General features: G+C 47.9%; 13 protein-coding genes. 5 read left to right on the top strand and 8 right to left on the bottom strand.

The window, feature by feature from the left end; translation table 11 throughout:
* Positions 1 to 106: 106 nt before the first annotated feature.
* Positions 107 to 1,162, bottom strand: a complete 1,056-nt coding sequence (locus GJR95_RS35830) for a FecR family protein (RefSeq protein ID WP_162390427.1) — start codon at positions 1,160 to 1,162, stop codon at positions 107 to 109.
* A 441-nt stretch (positions 1,163 to 1,603) separates the two neighbouring features.
* On the opposite strand from GJR95_RS35830, the gene GJR95_RS35825 reads away from it, so the two are divergent.
* Complete coding sequence (locus tag GJR95_RS35825; RefSeq protein ID WP_162390426.1) at positions 1,604 to 2,893, top strand: nucleoside hydrolase-like domain-containing protein; 1,290 nt, start codon at positions 1,604 to 1,606, stop codon at positions 2,891 to 2,893.
* A gap of 239 nt (positions 2,894 to 3,132) precedes the next feature.
* Here the strand turns inward: GJR95_RS35825 and GJR95_RS35820 are convergent, their stop codons facing one another.
* Positions 3,133 to 3,627, bottom strand: coding sequence for a YybH family protein (locus tag GJR95_RS35820; RefSeq protein ID WP_162390425.1), 495 nt, complete (start codon positions 3,625 to 3,627; stop codon positions 3,133 to 3,135).
* Positions 3,628 to 3,888: 261 nt separating this feature from the next.
* Here GJR95_RS35820 and GJR95_RS35815 point away from each other — a divergent pair, with 261 nt between their 5' ends.
* Positions 3,889 to 5,904 (top strand): histidine kinase, encoded by a 2,016-nt coding sequence (locus tag GJR95_RS35815; protein ID WP_162390424.1) that lies wholly within the window; start codon positions 3,889 to 3,891, stop codon positions 5,902 to 5,904.
* A gap of 80 nt (positions 5,905 to 5,984) precedes the next feature.
* A complete protein-coding gene (locus GJR95_RS35810; protein ID WP_162390423.1) occupies positions 5,985 to 6,725 on the top strand; it encodes a LytR/AlgR family response regulator transcription factor in 741 nt (246 codons plus the stop codon).
* Between the two features lie 76 nt (positions 6,726 to 6,801).
* Here the strand turns inward: GJR95_RS35810 and GJR95_RS35805 are convergent, their stop codons facing one another.
* On the bottom strand, positions 6,802 to 7,374 hold the full coding sequence (locus tag GJR95_RS35805) for an RNA polymerase sigma-70 factor (protein ID WP_162390422.1): 573 nt from the start codon (positions 7,372 to 7,374) through the stop codon (positions 6,802 to 6,804).
* Between the two features lie 289 nt (positions 7,375 to 7,663).
* Between GJR95_RS35805 and GJR95_RS35800 the strand changes: the two genes are divergently transcribed.
* Both GJR95_RS35800 and GJR95_RS35795 read left to right on the top strand, forming a co-directional pair.
* Positions 7,664 to 8,584, top strand: a complete 921-nt coding sequence (locus GJR95_RS35800; protein ID WP_162390421.1) for an alpha/beta hydrolase — start codon at positions 7,664 to 7,666, stop codon at positions 8,582 to 8,584.
* Between the two features lie 47 nt (positions 8,585 to 8,631).
* The gene (locus GJR95_RS35795) at positions 8,632 to 9,615 is read left to right on the top strand and encodes an alpha/beta hydrolase (protein WP_162390420.1); all 984 of its coding nucleotides are present in this window, start codon (positions 8,632 to 8,634) and stop codon (positions 9,613 to 9,615) included.
* 35 nt (positions 9,616 to 9,650) lie between these two features.
* On the opposite strand, the gene GJR95_RS35790 is transcribed toward GJR95_RS35795, so the two are convergent.
* From GJR95_RS35790 to GJR95_RS35770, 5 genes are all read right to left on the bottom strand, one after another.
* Positions 9,651 to 10,604: a hypothetical protein gene (locus GJR95_RS35790; protein ID WP_162390419.1), complete on the bottom strand. Its 954-nt coding sequence runs from the start codon at positions 10,602 to 10,604 to the stop codon at positions 9,651 to 9,653.
* 271 nt (positions 10,605 to 10,875) lie between these two features.
* Positions 10,876 to 12,072, bottom strand: a complete 1,197-nt coding sequence (locus GJR95_RS35785; protein WP_232540967.1) for a glycoside hydrolase family 88/105 protein — start codon at positions 12,070 to 12,072, stop codon at positions 10,876 to 10,878.
* Positions 12,073 to 12,150: 78 nt separating this feature from the next.
* Positions 12,151 to 13,857, bottom strand: coding sequence for a glycoside hydrolase family 43 protein (locus tag GJR95_RS35780; protein WP_162390417.1), 1,707 nt, complete (start codon positions 13,855 to 13,857; stop codon positions 12,151 to 12,153).
* Between the two features lie 4 nt (positions 13,858 to 13,861).
* Positions 13,862 to 14,869, bottom strand: coding sequence for a pectinesterase family protein (locus GJR95_RS35775; protein WP_162390416.1), 1,008 nt, complete (start codon positions 14,867 to 14,869; stop codon positions 13,862 to 13,864).
* Positions 14,870 to 15,056: 187 nt separating this feature from the next.
* Entirely contained in the window at positions 15,057 to 16,712 is a 1,656-nt protein-coding gene (locus GJR95_RS35770; protein ID WP_162390415.1) for a glycoside hydrolase family 28 protein, read from the bottom strand.
* Positions 16,713 to 16,804 lie beyond the last annotated feature (92 nt).

The raw sequence follows: 16,804 nt of genomic DNA, 5'->3' as shown, positions 1-16,804 counted from the left end.
TGATTCCGAAGCTGAACATGGTGCAAACATGTTCAGCTTCTTTTTTCGACAGGGGTGTAATGAATCTACATAGGCATCAGGTTTAGCGATTGTTACATGAGTTTAACTAGAGATTGGCACATCCTTTTCCACTGATCACAATGGTCGTTCCCTGCACGGTGTAGCTGGATTTTGTGGCGGCACAAATCATATCTAATTGAGCATATAAAGGAAGGTTGGATAGATCGGCAGTTAGTGGGCATTCGTTCTGATTTTCATTTTCAAGGCTGATCGTTATGCCATAGGCTTCTTCCAGCTGATCGATTACCCGACGAAGCGGAACATCATCAAACTCAAACGAGCGAGCCACCGGTTCGGATCTGGTCGGTTGAATCAGTTGAGGATGCTCGACAAGACCCGTTACAAATTGTTGATTATCGGGCGAATAGGTTGCCTTCTGATTCGGATTCAACACAATTGCGTTCGTTGTGTCGATCGTTTCAATTTCCTTTGCCTGCTTATAAACGGCTACCCGACCAGTTGCTACTTCAACAACGACTTGTTTTGTCGTTGCCTGTGTTTTCACTAAAAAACTGGTTCCTAACACCTTGGTAACAATCGTGCCGGTGTACACGTAAAACGGTCTCGATGGCATTTTTTGAACCGTAAAAAAGCCCTCCCCCATCAATAAAATTTCTCGTTTATCAGCAGCGAATGCAGCCGGGAACTGAATCGAACTTTGGGGTGCTAATCGAACCTGGCTACCATCAGGAAGCTGAATCACTTCGGATTTGGCCGACGAGTTTGTCCGTAGTTGCCATCCGGCATGGGTAATTTCCGGCTGAAACCCGTTTCCTGATTTCGTTAGTCCGAATTGCTGCCGATAAAACCACCAGCCAGCCAGGAGTACCAGCACAACTGTGGCCGCAACCGCCATCCAAGGAAAGGAGAATTGACGGACTGGCTGGCTAACCGGCATCGGAATGACCTTCGGCGATTGCGTCCGGCTCTGAATTTGCTGCCAAAGCAGAGGTTCCAAATCCTGCAAATCCGTTTCCTGCAATGGTTCTCTGTCCTTGTTTTGTACGATCCCGTACCAATGCTCGACAAATGCTTTCTCTTCCTCAGAGCATTTCCCGTCTAGATACTGTTGCAGAAGAAAACCAAATTCCTTACGGCTCATACTGAGTGGAGTTAGTCATCATATACACGACAGCTTTCTCCTATATCGACCGCAAAAGGTTTTATTAAATAGTAAAATATTTATAATAAAAATTCACTTTTGCCAAATAATTCCCTGTATAATACAAAAAATTTTAGACTAAACGAATTAAGCTTTGGCTTTTTTTACAGTTGAGTTGCGGAAAACACTCCGTTGTTTGACATATAGAAGGCGGTAGAATGGAATCGAACTGGCTTTGATCGATAAGATACCATTTTATGGGAAAGCCATCCTCCATAAGGGGTATATTACGGCAATTCCCTGCTATTTAATTAATCATACTAGTGCTTGGCTTATAGGGTTGTAATCAACCACATGACTACTACGTAAAAAATAGAAATTGGAAGAGTACTCGCTAAACCTTATCCTGACAATCAACGATTGTTTAAGGAGAAACCGACTATGAAAAAAGTGTTTTTCAGTTACCTCCTGGCCCTGCTTCCCTTAGCGCTCATTGCCCAGAAACCCGTACCGCTCAAACCGCGCATTCTCATTAGCACCGACATCGGCGGCACGGACCCGGACGATAACCAGTCAATGGCCCATTTCCTGATGTACAGCAATATGTTCGAGACGGAGGGCCTTGTTTCGTCGCCCTCGTACGGCTTTGGCACAAAGCAGCATCTCCTGACCATGATTGACCTCTACGAGAAAGACCTGCCCAAACTGAGTCAACACCAGAAAGGCTATCCTATGCCGGATGCATTGCGGGCAGTTTGCAAACAGGGCCGTCAGGGGGCGGCTCCATTTAAAGGCTACACTACGGCCACCGAAGGGTCGGACTGGATCATCAAATGTGCCAAAAAGAAAAGCGATCAGCCGCTTTGGGTACTGGTCTGGGGCGGGTTGGATGATCTGGCTCAGGCGCTGCACGACGATCCTTCGATCCAAAGCAAGATCAAGGTGTACTGGATTGGTGGGCCAAACAAAAAGTGGTGTGCTAACCCCTATTCCTATATCGCCAAAAACTTCCCGAATCTATGGTTCATCGAAGCGAACGGCTCGTACAACGGCTTCTTTTCGAATAATGGCATGCCCGATAGCCTCGATACTCGTACTTATTATGACCGATATATTCGCGCTGCCGGGCATCTGGGCAAAGACTTTAAGAACTATTACAAAGGCAACGTCAAAATGGGCGACACGCCTTCGCTGCTCTACATGATGGATGGCGACCCAAATGATCCAGCCAAAGAAAGCTGGGGCGGTAGCTTCGAAAAATTTGACCACAGCCCACGTAGTATCTTTAACCGCAACACCACCCTTACCGATACGGTAGGCGTTTATTCGGTGATGGAATTTCACTTCAAAGGACCAAAGGTCGATATTCCGGCTGATTCTGCTTGTCTTACGATGACCGTACAAGCCCAGATTGGTGAGCAAAAATGGCCTGGTCATTACCTGGGTAACGGTAACTATGCGATCATGTATATCCCCAAACAGACCGAAACATTGAGCTACACAATTAACTCAACGATTCCGGGCTTTCCTCAACAGAGTGGGAAATTTGTTGTGAACAACATCTGGCCGGGCAAACGGGGTGCCAACGATTTTAAACTAGGCGCGAACTGGTACACCGACCGGGGCGATCCATCGCTTTTTGATGGCAGACAGCAAGGTGCTAAAACGGTACTCAAATGGCGTAGTGCCGCATTACTGGATTGGGCCAAACGGTGGTCATGGTTGTATTAGGTTTGGCCGATTTTGTACTTGTTTTACTCAGCTTTCCATTGAGCCTTAGGGCTCAATGGAAAGCTGAGTAAAACATAAAGCGTTATGTTTACTATCAAATTGATTACTAGCCTTCGGTTGGGGTTTTGAATAGATGGTCCGTTCTACTGAAAATGGCCGGGCCGTTGGGCGGATAATTCACGTCAGTACCTGCGGTCGTTTAGAATTTATGGGAATGAGCACCAAGGATAACCGTACAGTTATTTCACTACAACTAGTTTCCCCTCGGCATATGTCTGCGTGATCAACGCAGCAATCTTCCATTGGCCGGCTTGTTTCTGCAAAACCACGAAATCGCTACCTTTATAAACACCACCCGGCAATTCCCAGCGACTTGTCTGATTGACCCAGGCCATCTGGCCTTGCACATGAATTTGGAAATCAGACAGACTATGTTTACCCTTGAAGTCATTCGGATCGTTTTTCATGTGGTTACCCACCATGTGCGTCATTGCCTCCCATCCACGCGCGACAATAAGTTGACCTTCAATCGTATAGACCTGGTAAAAGAGGTCTGGTGATTTAACAAAATAAGCCGAAAAGCCAGTCAAATCGCGTTGACCAAACGCGTCAAATGACCTTGTTAAAACCTGTTGAATCGCGGTTTCCTCACCGGATTGTTGCGCGAACGTAACGGTTGTCGGGATGATTAGTGAAGCCACTGACAGGAGCACAGAAAGCAGAATCGTTTTCATGGGTCTTCGTATTTTTTGTGGTAAGTGATTGAAAAGTTCAGGCCATCCCTGAAATCGAAACGAAGGTATTGGTGCATCGGACCCTGTGCCACTAACCTTGGATGAAGCGTAGAAAAGACTATGTAGACGACGGCATTTCTGCGTGAATAGCTTCCCTCAATAATCCGGCTATTGATCAGGCAAAAGCTGCCATTCACAGGAAAGCAATAGGGTTGATGCAGGCAATTATCGATATTCGAAACTATATTTATCAGCCTGTCAATGAGAGGATTTAAACTGTTGTTAATTGGTTTACTGCTGAGTCGGCTGGCGATTTGCCAACCCATAATTCTCCATGGTCAGCCTGCAGCAAAGCAGGAAATCAACATCCGTCAACAAACCTGGTTTTACGAAGATCCAGCCAGCGATACACTTCAGGCCTTTGCATCCGTTCGACATCAGCATTTTGTTCCCCTATCCGTATCAGCTGTTCCAATGCTCCTTGGTCATAACTATCACATCAAATCGACGCGAATTATCTGGCTCCGTTTTCAGCTTGTAAATACCCACCCTACCGATACGGTACGTCTCTGGTATGAGCCCGGTACGCACGCCATCAGTACGCTTTATGATTCGACTGGCAGACTCATGGCACAAACAGGACTCTTTCGACGACAATCAGATAGCTGGCCTGAGAATTTACCCTTACGGGTTTCTCCCGAAAAGAGTATTACGTATTATGTCCGGCTTATCGATTACATCCGGGTTTTCGCAACTGAGTCTGATTTACTACGTACGCCGTTAGGTTATTCGGAAAGAAAGGTAACAGAAGCCAGTCGAACGAAATGGCTTTTAATTGCCATGGCGATGATTGTAGGTTGTTTGTTACTGATGAGCTTATATACGCTCTTTCAATACTACCTCAATCGGGATCGTGCATATTTATACTATGCATTTTATGCAGGCGCTGGTTTTTGCTGGATCGCAAAATTTGCCGACGCTCGGTTCGCATTGGGTTTGGCACCCGTTGATTTGCCTCAATTATTTCATCCGACCTGGATATCCATATCCTATTTGGTTAGTTTTTTCTATGCGCTTTTCCTGTCAAAACTAGTAAATCTCCGCAGCGAGCAGCCAATGATGTGGCGAGTAGTTGTCTTGCTCATGGGCGTCCTACTTGCGCAACAGGCAATGGCCTTTATCGAATTAGTTACCGGCCCTTGGTTTTATTACAATACGTACTATTTATTCAGCGATCTATTGGGTGTTTTTACAGGATTATTTCTAATTGTAGCGATTTTCCGCAGTCAGAGTCCAATGAAAAAGTATCTGCTGGCAGGTGGAGTCAGTTTATTTATTATTTCTATCTCACCTCTACACGGATTCATATTAGTTACCACCTTACCGGCTAAAGCCAGTGAGTTTATTAACTATCCTCCTTTCTTTATGGCATTGGGACTAGTCATTGAACTATTCTGTTTTGCGCTCGCCCTAGCGTACCGAAGCCGTTTGATTGAGATGGAAAATGCGTCATTACACGCTACGTACACACAGGATTTGGAGCGCAAACTGTCCCAACGTACCAAAGAAGTTCAGGAGAAAAGCCACTTGCTGGAAGAGCAGCGAATTCGTCAGCTTGAATTAGGTTTCGAGCAAAAATTGGCCCAAACCGAGATGGCAGCCTTACGCGCTCAGATGAATCCTCACTTTATTTTCAATTGCCTGAACTCCATTAAGCTCTACGCTACGGACAATAACGCAAAAAAAGCAGCCGAGTACCTCAGCCGATTTAGTCGATTGATTCGACTCGTTCTGGAAAATTCTCGTTCCGAACGGATTACGTTGCAGAACGAGCTGGACGCCTTGCAACTGTATCTGGAAATGGAAGCCATGCGTTTCAAAGATAAACTTCGCTTCCAGATTGACGTACACCCGTCGATTGACACCGAATTTGTCGAAATACCGCCCTTATTGCTACAGCCTTATGTTGAAAATGCCATCTGGCACGGACTGATGCAAAAGCACGAAGGTGGCAACGTATCGGTCCGAGTAGAGCACCTTCGGGACGATTGTTTGCAGATTACCATCACCGACGATGGAATTGGGCGAGCCAAGGCTGCCGAGCTAAAAAGCAAATCGGCGACACCCAAAAAATCGTTTGGCATGGACGTAACCAGTGAACGCATTACCCTGATCAATCAACTATACCAAACGCATACCCAACTCCAAATTCACGACCTCATGGACTCCAATGGCCAACCCGCCGGAACGGAGGTGGTGCTGGAGATACCGATTTAATTGTGAATGATTGAGTGATAGAATGATTGACCCGTCCGCTATTCAATCACTCTATCACTCAATTATTCTATCACTAATATATGCTCAAAGCGATTCTCATCGACGACGAACCTGACTGCGTGGAGCTTCTGGCCCGCGAGCTGTCCGAGTACTGTCCACAAGTGCAGGTGGTTGGCCGTTCGACCACTAGTGAAGATGGCTTGCGGCTAATTCAGATTCTGCAACCGGACATCGTATTTCTGGATATTGAAATGCCTCGCATGAATGGGTTTCAACTATTGGAAAAAATTGGCACTATTTCCTTCAATCTTATTTTCGTGACGGCCTATAACGAATTTGCCGTTAAGGCGTTTCGATTCAGCGCGCTAGACTACCTGCTGAAGCCAATCGATACGCTGGATTTACAGGAAGCGGTTCGAAAAGCAGAACGTCAGCAACGGGTAGACAGTCGCCAGTTGGATATGCTGAAAAGCCAGTTTCATAGCCGTCACTTAGCCGAAAAGATTGCAGTGCCTTACCAGCAAGGGGTAATTTTTCTGCCCGTTAGTGAGATTATCTACTGCGAATCCGACAGCAATTACACCAAAGTAATTGCGATACAGCATCGCCAATATCTACTCACACGCACGCTTCGGGAAGTGCAGGAAGTCCTGGAGGAACGGAATTTTTTGCGGATTCACCGCCAATACGTCATTAACCTCGATCAGATTAAGCTCTTCATGAAAGGTGAAGGAAGCTACGTGGTTATGACCAACGACATCAGCATTCCGGTAGCCCGCAATCAGAAAGAAAAATTAGTCCAGCGGTTTGGCTGGTTGTAAGCCTTTCGCCTACAATATTTACTTCATCTTCCTTAGTAGGTGGGCGACTCATTCTTTACAGAATGCAAATTCTATTTTAACAGTAATAGAGCACAATTGCCAGCACGAAGTAATCCTGAAGTAAAGGTCGAAGTAGTTTGAGCGCCAGACTGATGTGGTATTCGACGGTTCGTTCGGGAATGCCTAGTTGCACTGAAATTTCTTTCGCTGACTTATACTCCAGGCGATTCAGCCGGAAAATCTGACGGGTTTTCTCCGGCAGGTCATTCAGTTGCTGTTCAACCGTAGCCATCAGATCGTTCAGGGCAATTTGTTCTTCCGTAGTCTGTTCATTCGACGAAAAACTTTGCGCATGTTCAACGTACTTCTCACGGATCAGTCTCGCCCTGAACAGATTGATAATGGCGTTTTTGAGGGAGATATGTAAATAAGCACCCAGATTTTCGATGACCAGGTTTTCTCGCTGCTCCCATAACCGCACGAACAAATCCTGAACCATATCTTCGGGGCTATCCGTTGATGGGAGTTTGTTTCTGGCTATGGTGAATAACTTCCTCCAGTGACGCATATAGATTTCCTGAAAAGCGGATTCATCCCCTTTTTTCAGGTAAATCAATAAGGCAGTATCAGGAAGAGTTTTATAATCCATTTAAGCCCCTGGTATTACTGGAATTTGCTTCTAAAGTACATAATTTTATATGCATAATGATTTTATGTCTGTCCTATTGCCCCTGTTACCCTGTTCAATTCAAAGGCAGAAAAGCCAGTTCCTGCCAGCATAAGCGACGTTGCCATTACCCAATTAAGCTCGGGAACGTTCCCGGTAACGATTGCGTAAAATGTCACAATATTTCCTTTGCTAAATCTAACTGGCTTCTTTATTCTTGAACAAGTTTTCCTCCTGCCAGGCATTTACCGCCCTATATCTCCCCTTCCTTATGCGCAAAATTATTTTACTATTTATCCTTCTTTTAACCTCAGATTTCTACGCAACAGCCCAGGAGTTTATACCGCTTTGGCCAATGGGTAAAATGCCAAATACAAAAGGTGTGTCACTAAAGGATAGTATTGCCAATGAACGTGTTTACCGGGTTGGTACGCCAGGAATGTACGCTTTTTTCCCTTCGACCCAGGAGAATAAAGGAGCGGCCGTGGTGATTTGTCCAGGTGGTGGTTACGAACGTCTGGCGTATGTGATTAGTGGGTGGCAATTGGCGAAATGGTTCAATACAATGGGGATCAGCGCCTTCGTCCTCAACTATCGACTACCGAACTCGCCCGATCTGAAACAGCGTGAACTGGGACCGCTTCAAGACGCTCAGCGAGCGATACGATTTATCCGCAGCAATGCTAAAAAATGGAGAATAAAGCCAGATCGAATCGGATCTATGGGTTCATCAGCCGGAGGTCATCTGGCAGCACTGCTGGCAACCAATACGACCGATGTATCGGCCATTGGCGATTCAGTCAGCCGTCAGTCGTTCAGGCCCGATTTTGCCATTCTGGTCTCGCCGGTCATCACGATGGGCAACTATGCACACGCGGGCAGTCGAAAAAATCTGTTAGGGCCAAATCCCTCCGCCGATTTATTGAAAGCTTATTCGCTGGAAAACGCGGTAACCTCCACCACACCGCCCTGCTTTTTGACACATGCCTACAATGACACGGTTGTCGATCAACGGAATAGTTTGCTGTTTTATCAGGCATTGATTGACCAGAAAATTCCGGCCAGTCTCCATATATTTCCACAAGGTGGCCATGCGATTGCCCTTCGAAACAATCCGGGATCAACGCAACAATGGACAACGTTGTGTGAAAGCTGGCTCCTGGAAATGAATTTGATTTCAGATTCTAACTAGCACGTAAAGCTGTCCAAACCAGTCATTCCCGTCCTGACCAAACTTATATGAATCGCCCTTTTGTTTTACTCCTGATCACAGCCCTTTGTACGACCGTTACTTATGCCCAATTAAAACCGACTGGCGGAAAAGATACGTCATTTACCGTACAGGGTTCTTATTTGCGTGAGAAGAAATACCACCCCGAGATTACATTGGCCGATTCAACGCTGCCAGCCGGAATCCGGGTTGATAAAGCCATTACCTTCAGTACACCCGTCGATGGAAGAAATCTTCGGTTGGATATTTACGCTCGGCCAGCCGCTTCCGGGAATGCTCGTCCGGCAGTTGTCATGATTCATGGGGGTGGCTGGCGGTCGGGTGATCGGTCGCATAATAACACCCTGGCTGGACAGCTGGCAGCCAAAGGATTTGTGGCCATTCCTGTCGAATACCGGTTGTCGACGGAGGCTTTATACCCGGCCGCCGTTCATGATGTGAAAGCGGCAATTCGCTGGGTTCGGGCCAATGCCAAGAAATACGGCGTTGACCCCAACCGAATCGCGGTGCTGGGCTTTTCGGCGGGTGGCCAGTTAGCCGCTTTGGTTGGTACAACAAACGGGCAGGCAACGTTTGAGGGATCAGGGGGCAATGCGCGCTATTCAAGCGCCACTCAAGCCATTGTCGATATTGATGGAGTGCTTGCTTTTATTCATCCCGAATCGGGGGAGGGCGATGACTCGAAATCGATATCGGCGGCTACGTACTGGTTTGGTTATTCCAAAACGCAGCGGCCCGATTTATGGCAGGAAGCCTCGGCGCTTAACCACATTGACAAGCATACTCCCCCGATTTTATTCCTGAACAGTTCGGTGGATCGTATGCACGGCGGGCGTGATGATCTGATAAAGAAACTGAACGACCTGCGTATTTATTCAGAAGTGCATACGTTTCCCGACGCACCCCATACGTTCCTGTTTTTTGATCCCTGGTTCACCCCGACTCTGACCTATATCACTGACTTTCTGAATCGCGTATTGCCAGCAAAATGAGCCAGTTACAGTGCTTTATAGAATACACGTACCCATTAATTCGGCACCAGCCGTCCCTGAGCATCCTCTATGTGCAATCGGTTCAGATCCAGTCCGTCCAGGACTAAAACACCCTGTATAGACGACTGCTGTTTAGCATCCTGTTTCCACGACCAGACCAGTTTACCAGCCGGAGTGTATTCCAGAATCTGCGTACCACTGGCTCCGTGATCTGGCCCGTGTCCCTGCCAGTTTGCAACTACCCAGTTTCCATTCGTCAATATCTGAAAACCAGAAAAAAAGTGAGGATTGACATCGGGTGGGCCGCTTATGCTATCAACAAAAGCTCCTTTCCTGTCGAATTGCTGGAAATTAGCCGAATAACCTCCGCTCACCAATGTATTGCCGTTACCGAGTCGCTGGGCCTGCCAGGCATGCTGCGCTTTGTCCTGTTTCGTCAGCTGAGCCTGCCAGGCGATAGAACCATCGGGTTTACCTTCAATCACCCGGTCATTAGAAGTGAGCAGGAAATTGCCGTCGGCCGTTTCGCGAATAAGCCGGACATACGTAAAGTCTGGATAATTAATGGTTCGTTGCACCGTCTGTTTCTGATCCAGTTCAAGCAATACGATGCCTTTTTTCCCCTGCCAGTTTAAACCCACCAGCATTGTATGGCCATTGCGTAAGCGCCGGGCCGCAATCGTTCCGTCGTATGTGGTCAGCTCGGCTACTTTGTCTCCCGTTTTGATATCCCGTTCTTCGTAGCCCTTACCGGTGCCGATCATCACTCTCCCCTGCCCTATCAGTTGCAGATCCCGACCAGCCGGAACGGCCACAAAATAGTTTCGTTCGGGGTGAGCCAGATTGATGTAATTCAATTTGGAGAGTCCCTCATCGCGTAACAGCATCTGCCGGGATGCGTAACTACCGTTGGAAGGCTGGGCGGCACAATGCAGATACAACAGCAGTAAAAAGGCGGAGAGCAAGCTGGTGGTGAAATTCTTTTTCATGCGTTAAACGCGTTGCTTATTCGGGTAAAGTATAAGTTGAATCCAAAGCTATCAAATTCAACACTGATATGAATGATCAATTCTCACAATGAAATACATCAGCCCAGAAAAGGCTTCCTTCTGCCGATGTACTGTGATGTCGGTTACTTATAACCGACATGGTAGGTTTCTTAAAACCTACTTATATCTGACACCACAGCACAACGCCACGGAGACCGCCACTCGTCAATACGGGGCCACCACTTTAGGGACCCGTATATTATTCCTTCCTCTACTTTTCGCCCTCAAACTCAAGCGCCAGCAGGATAAAAGGGCCAACAGATTTGGGGTCATTATCCCGTTTCGCTTCCTGACAATAGTATTCGTAAGACCCATCGCGATAAGGCGTGCCACCCAAACCAGCTCCTGCACAGGCATCCGTGATCGTTACAACACCCGTAGGCTGTGTTTTGATAAAATGCGTTAAAATGCCATTGTACCCCTTTTGGGCAACGTCTTTGTATTTCGGGTCAATATAGCCCTTCCGGGTAGCTTTCATCAAAAAATAGACAAACATGGTCGAGGCCGACGATTCAACGTAATTGCCATCCTGTTTGCCGACGTCCATCACCTGATACCAAAGCCCGGTTGGCGAATCCTGATAGGTCGCCAGTGTTTGCGCCAGGTTCCGGGTAATTTCCAGAATCTGTTCCCGCTGAGGATGATCTGCCGGAAAATAGTCGAGCACATCCACTAAGGTCATGGCGTACCAGCCCATGCCGCGCCCCCACACGTGCGGTGATTTGCTGGTTTCCCTGTCCGCCCAACGCTGCTGTTTGCTTTCATCCCAACCGTGGTAATAGAGCCCAGTTTTCGGATCTTTGTTGTGCACGTCAATTAGCCGGATTTGATTGGCTACGTCAGCAAATAACTCGGGTTCATTGAAAACCTGCGCGTACTGAGCCAGAAACGGCGATGCCATGTATAACCCATCGAGCCACATCTGGTGCGGGTAATGCTTTTTATGCCAGAACCCGCCCTCACTCGTACGCGGATGCGTGAGCATCTGGCTGCGTAATAGTCGGATGGCTTTTTCATACTTGGGGTCATGCGTGCGCTCGTATAAGGCAAACAGAATTTTCCCGGAGTTAACAGCATCGATGTTGTACTGACTCAGGGTGTAGGTTTTTATGCTACCGTCCAGATTGATCATATCGTCGGCGTATTCCTTGATATAATCGTAGTATTTTTCCGTATGGGTCTGTCGCCACAATTTTTCAAGCGAACTGCATACCAACCCGTTACAATAACCCCAGCGGGGTACTTTCGAAAAATCAAGCATCCACCCTTTCGGATTCCGGCCCATATCGGAATCTGCCATACGCACCGACCAGGGCACATTCGTTTCAGCAGATGTTCTGGTTTGCTGCGCCAAAACGGATGCCTTCAATGAGGCTAGCAATACTACCCAGAGAAAAAATAGTCTCACAGGATGTATTTGTTTGGCTTTTTTAACGTCTTCCATTCGAGCGGTTGTATTGAATGACTAGGGGAATCGGGATATTGATCATGGATTTTCCGTGGGTACGGATTCGACCCGAAACCAGTCGAAGTCGGCATAGCCCGAATCGTTGATCTGGGTGGTCCGGGTACAGAAGATACCCATTTTAGCGCCGATCCAGCGCCCTACTTCCGCCTGAAACGGATCACCGGTTTTGGTAAAATTCTGCCCGTCAAGACTGTAACTGAACTGGCACCTGGCCCCCTCAGTCACCACCACACGGAGATATACCGGACTTCCGGCGTTAATTTTAGCAATCACGGTTTCGACTTCCGGTTTTCCTTCCGACGCCTTTTTACAGACGCCATACACCAGGTTGACACCATCCTTACCGCTTTTTAGAACTAGATTCGCATAGCTTAAACCCATGATGATCAATCCAGTCCGTTCGTTTTCCAGCTTCGGATTCGGCTTAAAGGTTAGCTTCGTGGTTGCCATAAACCGCTCGGCCGGAAACTTCTGCAACAACAGGTTTGGCACATCCCAGTTGTTTTTGATTTCCTCAGGTGCCTTGTAGGAATATAGTCGCAGAAAACCCTGGTTGCTTGTCGTTCCCCAGGTACCTTTCGGATTGGCCTGCCACTGCCACTGGCGTCCCAACATCGTTGAACTGAACTCGTCCGATTCGACGGGTGTACTAACTGGAAATTCTTTGCCCGGCGACGACCCTGCTATGGTTGGTTTTTTATACGTTAATACGGGTTCTCCTTTGCCATCGCCGTCGGCATCAATACCGATAACCGGCCAGTCGTTTACCCACTTCATCGGTTGCAGATGCACAACCCGACCGTAGGCTTCCTTATCCTGAAAATGCAAAAACCAGTCTTCGCCGGGCTTGCCATTGACCGGCTTCGTATCGACCCAGGCCCCCTGATGCGGGCCATTGATCGGGCTTTTACCCTGGTCCATCACCACTTTTCGTTCGTATGGCCCATAAATTTCCTTTGACCGGAGCACAAGTTGCCAACCCGTAGGCACACCACCCGCCGGGGCGAAGATGTAGTAATAGCCATTGCGTTTATAAATCTTCGGTCCTTCGATGGTTGGGTCCGTTTCGTGACCGTCATAGACGATGACGCCCTCATCCAGCACTTTGGTCCCTTCGGCATTCAGTTTTTTGACGGTAAGAATGCTTTTTATACCGGCCCTGCTACCGGCCCATCCGTGTACCAGATAAACCTGCCCGTTGTCGTCCCAAAGCGGACAAGGGTCAATCAGCCCCTTGCCACCCTCCACCAGTACCGGCTCCGACCAGGGTCCAGCCGGGTTGGTCGCTTTAGTCAGGTAGATCCCGAAATCAGGGTCCGGGTAATAGATGTAGAACTCGTTGTTGTGATAACGGATAGCAGGAGCCCATACCCCATTACCGTGCTGGGTTTTCTCGAAATGCTCGAATGGCGGCTGACGTTTCAGCGCGTGGCCAATAAGGGTCCAGTTGACCAGATCCTTCGAGTGCAGAATGGGCAATCCCGGAATGGCATCGAAACTGGATGCGACCAGGTAATAGTCGTCGCCCGACCGGCAGGCATCCGGATCGGAATAATCCGCGTTCAGGACCGGGTTTTTGTACGTTCCATTCCCTAAATCGGCGACCCATACCTTCGAAACATAGGGCGTTTCAGCCTCGGTTGAAGCCGGTTTCGGTCGGGGGGTCTGGGCTACAGCCGTAACTGTTGACAGAAAAAAGAAACTAATGATGCGTACCGAATTCATACGTTTAGGGACGGGCTGCGTTAGGCAACCAGACCGATTTTTCAGAAAAAATGGTTGCTAGTGTATAGGTGCTGGCCTCTTTATCCGTCAAATTTTTTGACCATACTGTCCGTTTCGATGAATTCCCTCCGGCTCCGGTATTCCCGTATTCAGCATATAATACGGTCTTTTCATTGGCCGGATTACCCCAGTTGTCCCAACCTACGGGCAAAATATGGTCACCCATATCGGTTCGAATGAATATCGTTTTGGCATTCGGTCGCCAGGGACGACCCAGATAGACTTTTTTAGCGGCCTGGTCGGCGATCAGTTTGCAATCAAAAAAAACGAATCCGTAGCGCTGATACCCTGGTGTAGCCGCTGCCGTAATGAATGAATCGGACAGGCTTTTGATCGTGCACGATTGAAAAACGGAGATCGATTTCCCGAAAATAAAGTCGGTAGTCCCTTCAATAAAACAGTTTTCGTAATACTGGCGACTCCCTTCAGCAGCGGCATACAGCGTATCCTGATTGCCGGACAGGATGCAGTTTTTGCAGACAAACCGATCACCCTCCACATGCAGTGCGACAGCCTGCCCAACACGCCCGGCGGTGTTTCGGATGGTCAGGTTTTCCAGAATAATATCCGGTGCGTCGACCAGCACGGTATAGGATGTATAGGTACTGTATTTGTCTTTACCGGTCCAGTCGTTGCCCCCAGGATAGGCTTTACCCGAATAGTCGTTGCCGGTGATCACAACGCCTTCTTTGCTTTCCCCAATGACATGAATGTTGGGTTTCCAGGAAGGAATGACGAGTTTTTCGGCGTAGACGCCATTTTTAACGTAAAGTGTTACCCGAACCTGTGAATGATCGCGAAAGCTATTGACTGCTTCCTGAATGGTTTTGAAATTGCCGCTCCCGTCCTGAGCAACCGTAAACGAAGACGGATACGTAGCGGGTGGCGTTGTCTGGCTCCATACATGACTTGTACAGACCAGCAGGCAACTAAGTAGAAGCAGTTGTTTCATTTGAGATTAAATAGAACGTTTAACAGGCCCTATACTCTTTCTAATTTCAGCTGTTTGATAGACATGGTCGAACACCGGCCAGATAAGCTGGAATCCTGTCAGAATGAGGTCATAAGTGGTGGGATAAAAACGAAAAGGGCCAATAGCACGATACCAAATTCTCCGAAAAAGGCTTCGGTTTATGACCTCATTTTGTTGAAGACAGGATCAGATTCTTTTCCAGGGCACCCTTGTTAAACTCCGCCCTGGTCTGGGCTTTAGCAACATCCGTGTTTTTCACCTGAATGCCCTGAGTCCGTTCGCCATTTATAGAAAACAGTAAACTGGCCTGGGGATCGTATTGGATCGTGTCGAACGTTAGATCACTGCTGTTGTCAACCAGAATAACGGGCTTTGTGCTTTTGGTGATCAACTGTACATTTTTGAATCGAATACCACTCGCATCGATTAACTCTACGCCCTTATCCGCCTGAAGCACCAGCCTGTCCATCGTAATATTTTTAACCGCCATTTCGGGTAAACCACGGATAAAAACGCCCTTTTTTGCGCCATGACAGACAATGTTCTCAAAATGCATATCCCGGAAAACGGGCGTACCTTCATTGACGATCGGGCGCTCGTCGCGCTCACTATCAGTAGCGAACTTGACGAAATAATACATGTCGAAGAAGATGGCTTCCTGCGCAATGTCTTTCATGAAAATATCTTTTGCATAGATATGCTCGACTACGCCACCCCGCCCCCGTACCGACTTGAAACGCAGGCCCTTATCGGTACCCATAAACGTGCAGTTGTAGACAAAGATATAGCGTGCTCCTCCGCTCATTTCGCTACCGACAACAAAACCTCCGTGCCCGTTATAGACCGTATTATTCCGAATAATACCATTCTCGGTAGGCATCCCGCGTTTACGTCCTTCTTCGTCCTTTCCTGATTTGATACAAATGGCATCGTCGCCCACATCAAGTGTACAACCTTCGATCAGGAAGTTCTTGCAGGATTCAATATCCATACCATCGCCGTTGTGCGCGTACTCCGGATTCTTGGTGGTAACATTTCGAATCGTCAGATCCTGACACATCAGCGGATGCAGGCACCAGGCGGGTGAATTCTGAAACGTGACCCCTTCCAGCAGTACTTTTTTGCAATTGGTCAGCACCACCAGATTCGGTCGCAGCACGTCCTTCATATCCGCAAAATCCTGAGGAGTTTTCCCGGCAACCAGCAACATGCTTCGGTTTTCGGTACTGGCCCGTTTGAACTGCTCACTTGGATACCAGGTTTTACCATCCTCTTTCAGAACACCACCCGAAGCTATTTTTTCCTGCCACTGGCTTTCGGTCAGCTGCCCTTTATGGACGGCTCGCCATACGTCTCCATTTCCATCGACAATGCCCTGACCGGTAATAGCCACATTTTCCAGATTGGCACCTGAGAGGGGGGATTGATTGCGGGCTGATCGTTTGCCTTCGTAGGTGCCTTCAACCAGGGCGTATTGACTTTTATCGGTCGTAAACAACAGGGTTGCTGCCTTTTTTAGATGCAGATTGACGTTACTTTTCAGTTCAATCGGCCCGGTGATCCATAAACCAGCGGGTACCAGCACCACACCGCCCCCTTTTTGGCTGCACGCCAGAATAGCCGCATTGATCGCGCTGGTGTTCAGTGTAACGCCATCCGGCTTTGCCCCATGCGCCATAATCGTTACCGTATCCTTCCGAAAAACGGGCTGGGCTATTTTCGGAAGATTGGCCCAGCTATAGGCTGGAGCGGTTTGCGCAGAAGCAGAAAACGGAGCCAGTATTGAGAACACAAGGCCCAGGAATCGATGATTTTTCGTCATAGTTTTATCATTCACCAGCTAGGCGATAGTACGCTGATCAGTAGGATTCAGATGATTTACGCGGATAAATTCATTCTGAATCCTACTGATCA

Origin of the sequence: Spirosoma endbachense, from assembly GCF_010233585.1 — a bacterium.
Lineage (GTDB): Bacteria > Bacteroidota > Bacteroidia > Cytophagales > Spirosomataceae > Spirosoma > Spirosoma endbachense.
This window is presented reverse-complemented; position numbering and strand designations above follow the sequence as displayed.

What these genes read in the sequence shown, in the direction of transcription:
- GJR95_RS35830 (WP_162390427.1), bottom strand. Translation starts at nt 1,162, where the DNA reads ATGAGCCGTAAGGAATTTGGTTTTCTTCTGCAACAGTATCTAGACGGG.
- GJR95_RS35825 (WP_162390426.1), top strand. Translation starts at nt 1,604, where the DNA reads ATGAAAAAAGTGTTTTTCAGTTACCTCCTGGCCCTGCTTCCCTTAGCG.
- GJR95_RS35820 (WP_162390425.1), bottom strand. Translation starts at nt 3,627, where the DNA reads ATGAAAACGATTCTGCTTTCTGTGCTCCTGTCAGTGGCTTCACTAATC.
- GJR95_RS35815 (WP_162390424.1), top strand. Translation starts at nt 3,889, where the DNA reads ATGAGAGGATTTAAACTGTTGTTAATTGGTTTACTGCTGAGTCGGCTG.
- GJR95_RS35810 (WP_162390423.1), top strand. Translation starts at nt 5,985, where the DNA reads ATGCTCAAAGCGATTCTCATCGACGACGAACCTGACTGCGTGGAGCTT.
- GJR95_RS35805 (WP_162390422.1), bottom strand. Translation starts at nt 7,374, where the DNA reads ATGGATTATAAAACTCTTCCTGATACTGCCTTATTGATTTACCTGAAA.
- GJR95_RS35800 (WP_162390421.1), top strand. Translation starts at nt 7,664, where the DNA reads ATGCGCAAAATTATTTTACTATTTATCCTTCTTTTAACCTCAGATTTC.
- GJR95_RS35795 (WP_162390420.1), top strand. Translation starts at nt 8,632, where the DNA reads ATGAATCGCCCTTTTGTTTTACTCCTGATCACAGCCCTTTGTACGACC.
- GJR95_RS35790 (WP_162390419.1), bottom strand. Translation starts at nt 10,604, where the DNA reads ATGAAAAAGAATTTCACCACCAGCTTGCTCTCCGCCTTTTTACTGCTG.
- GJR95_RS35780 (WP_162390417.1), bottom strand. Translation starts at nt 13,857, where the DNA reads ATGAATTCGGTACGCATCATTAGTTTCTTTTTTCTGTCAACAGTTACG.
- GJR95_RS35775 (WP_162390416.1), bottom strand. Translation starts at nt 14,869, where the DNA reads ATGAAACAACTGCTTCTACTTAGTTGCCTGCTGGTCTGTACAAGTCAT.
- GJR95_RS35770 (WP_162390415.1), bottom strand. Translation starts at nt 16,712, where the DNA reads ATGACGAAAAATCATCGATTCCTGGGCCTTGTGTTCTCAATACTGGCT.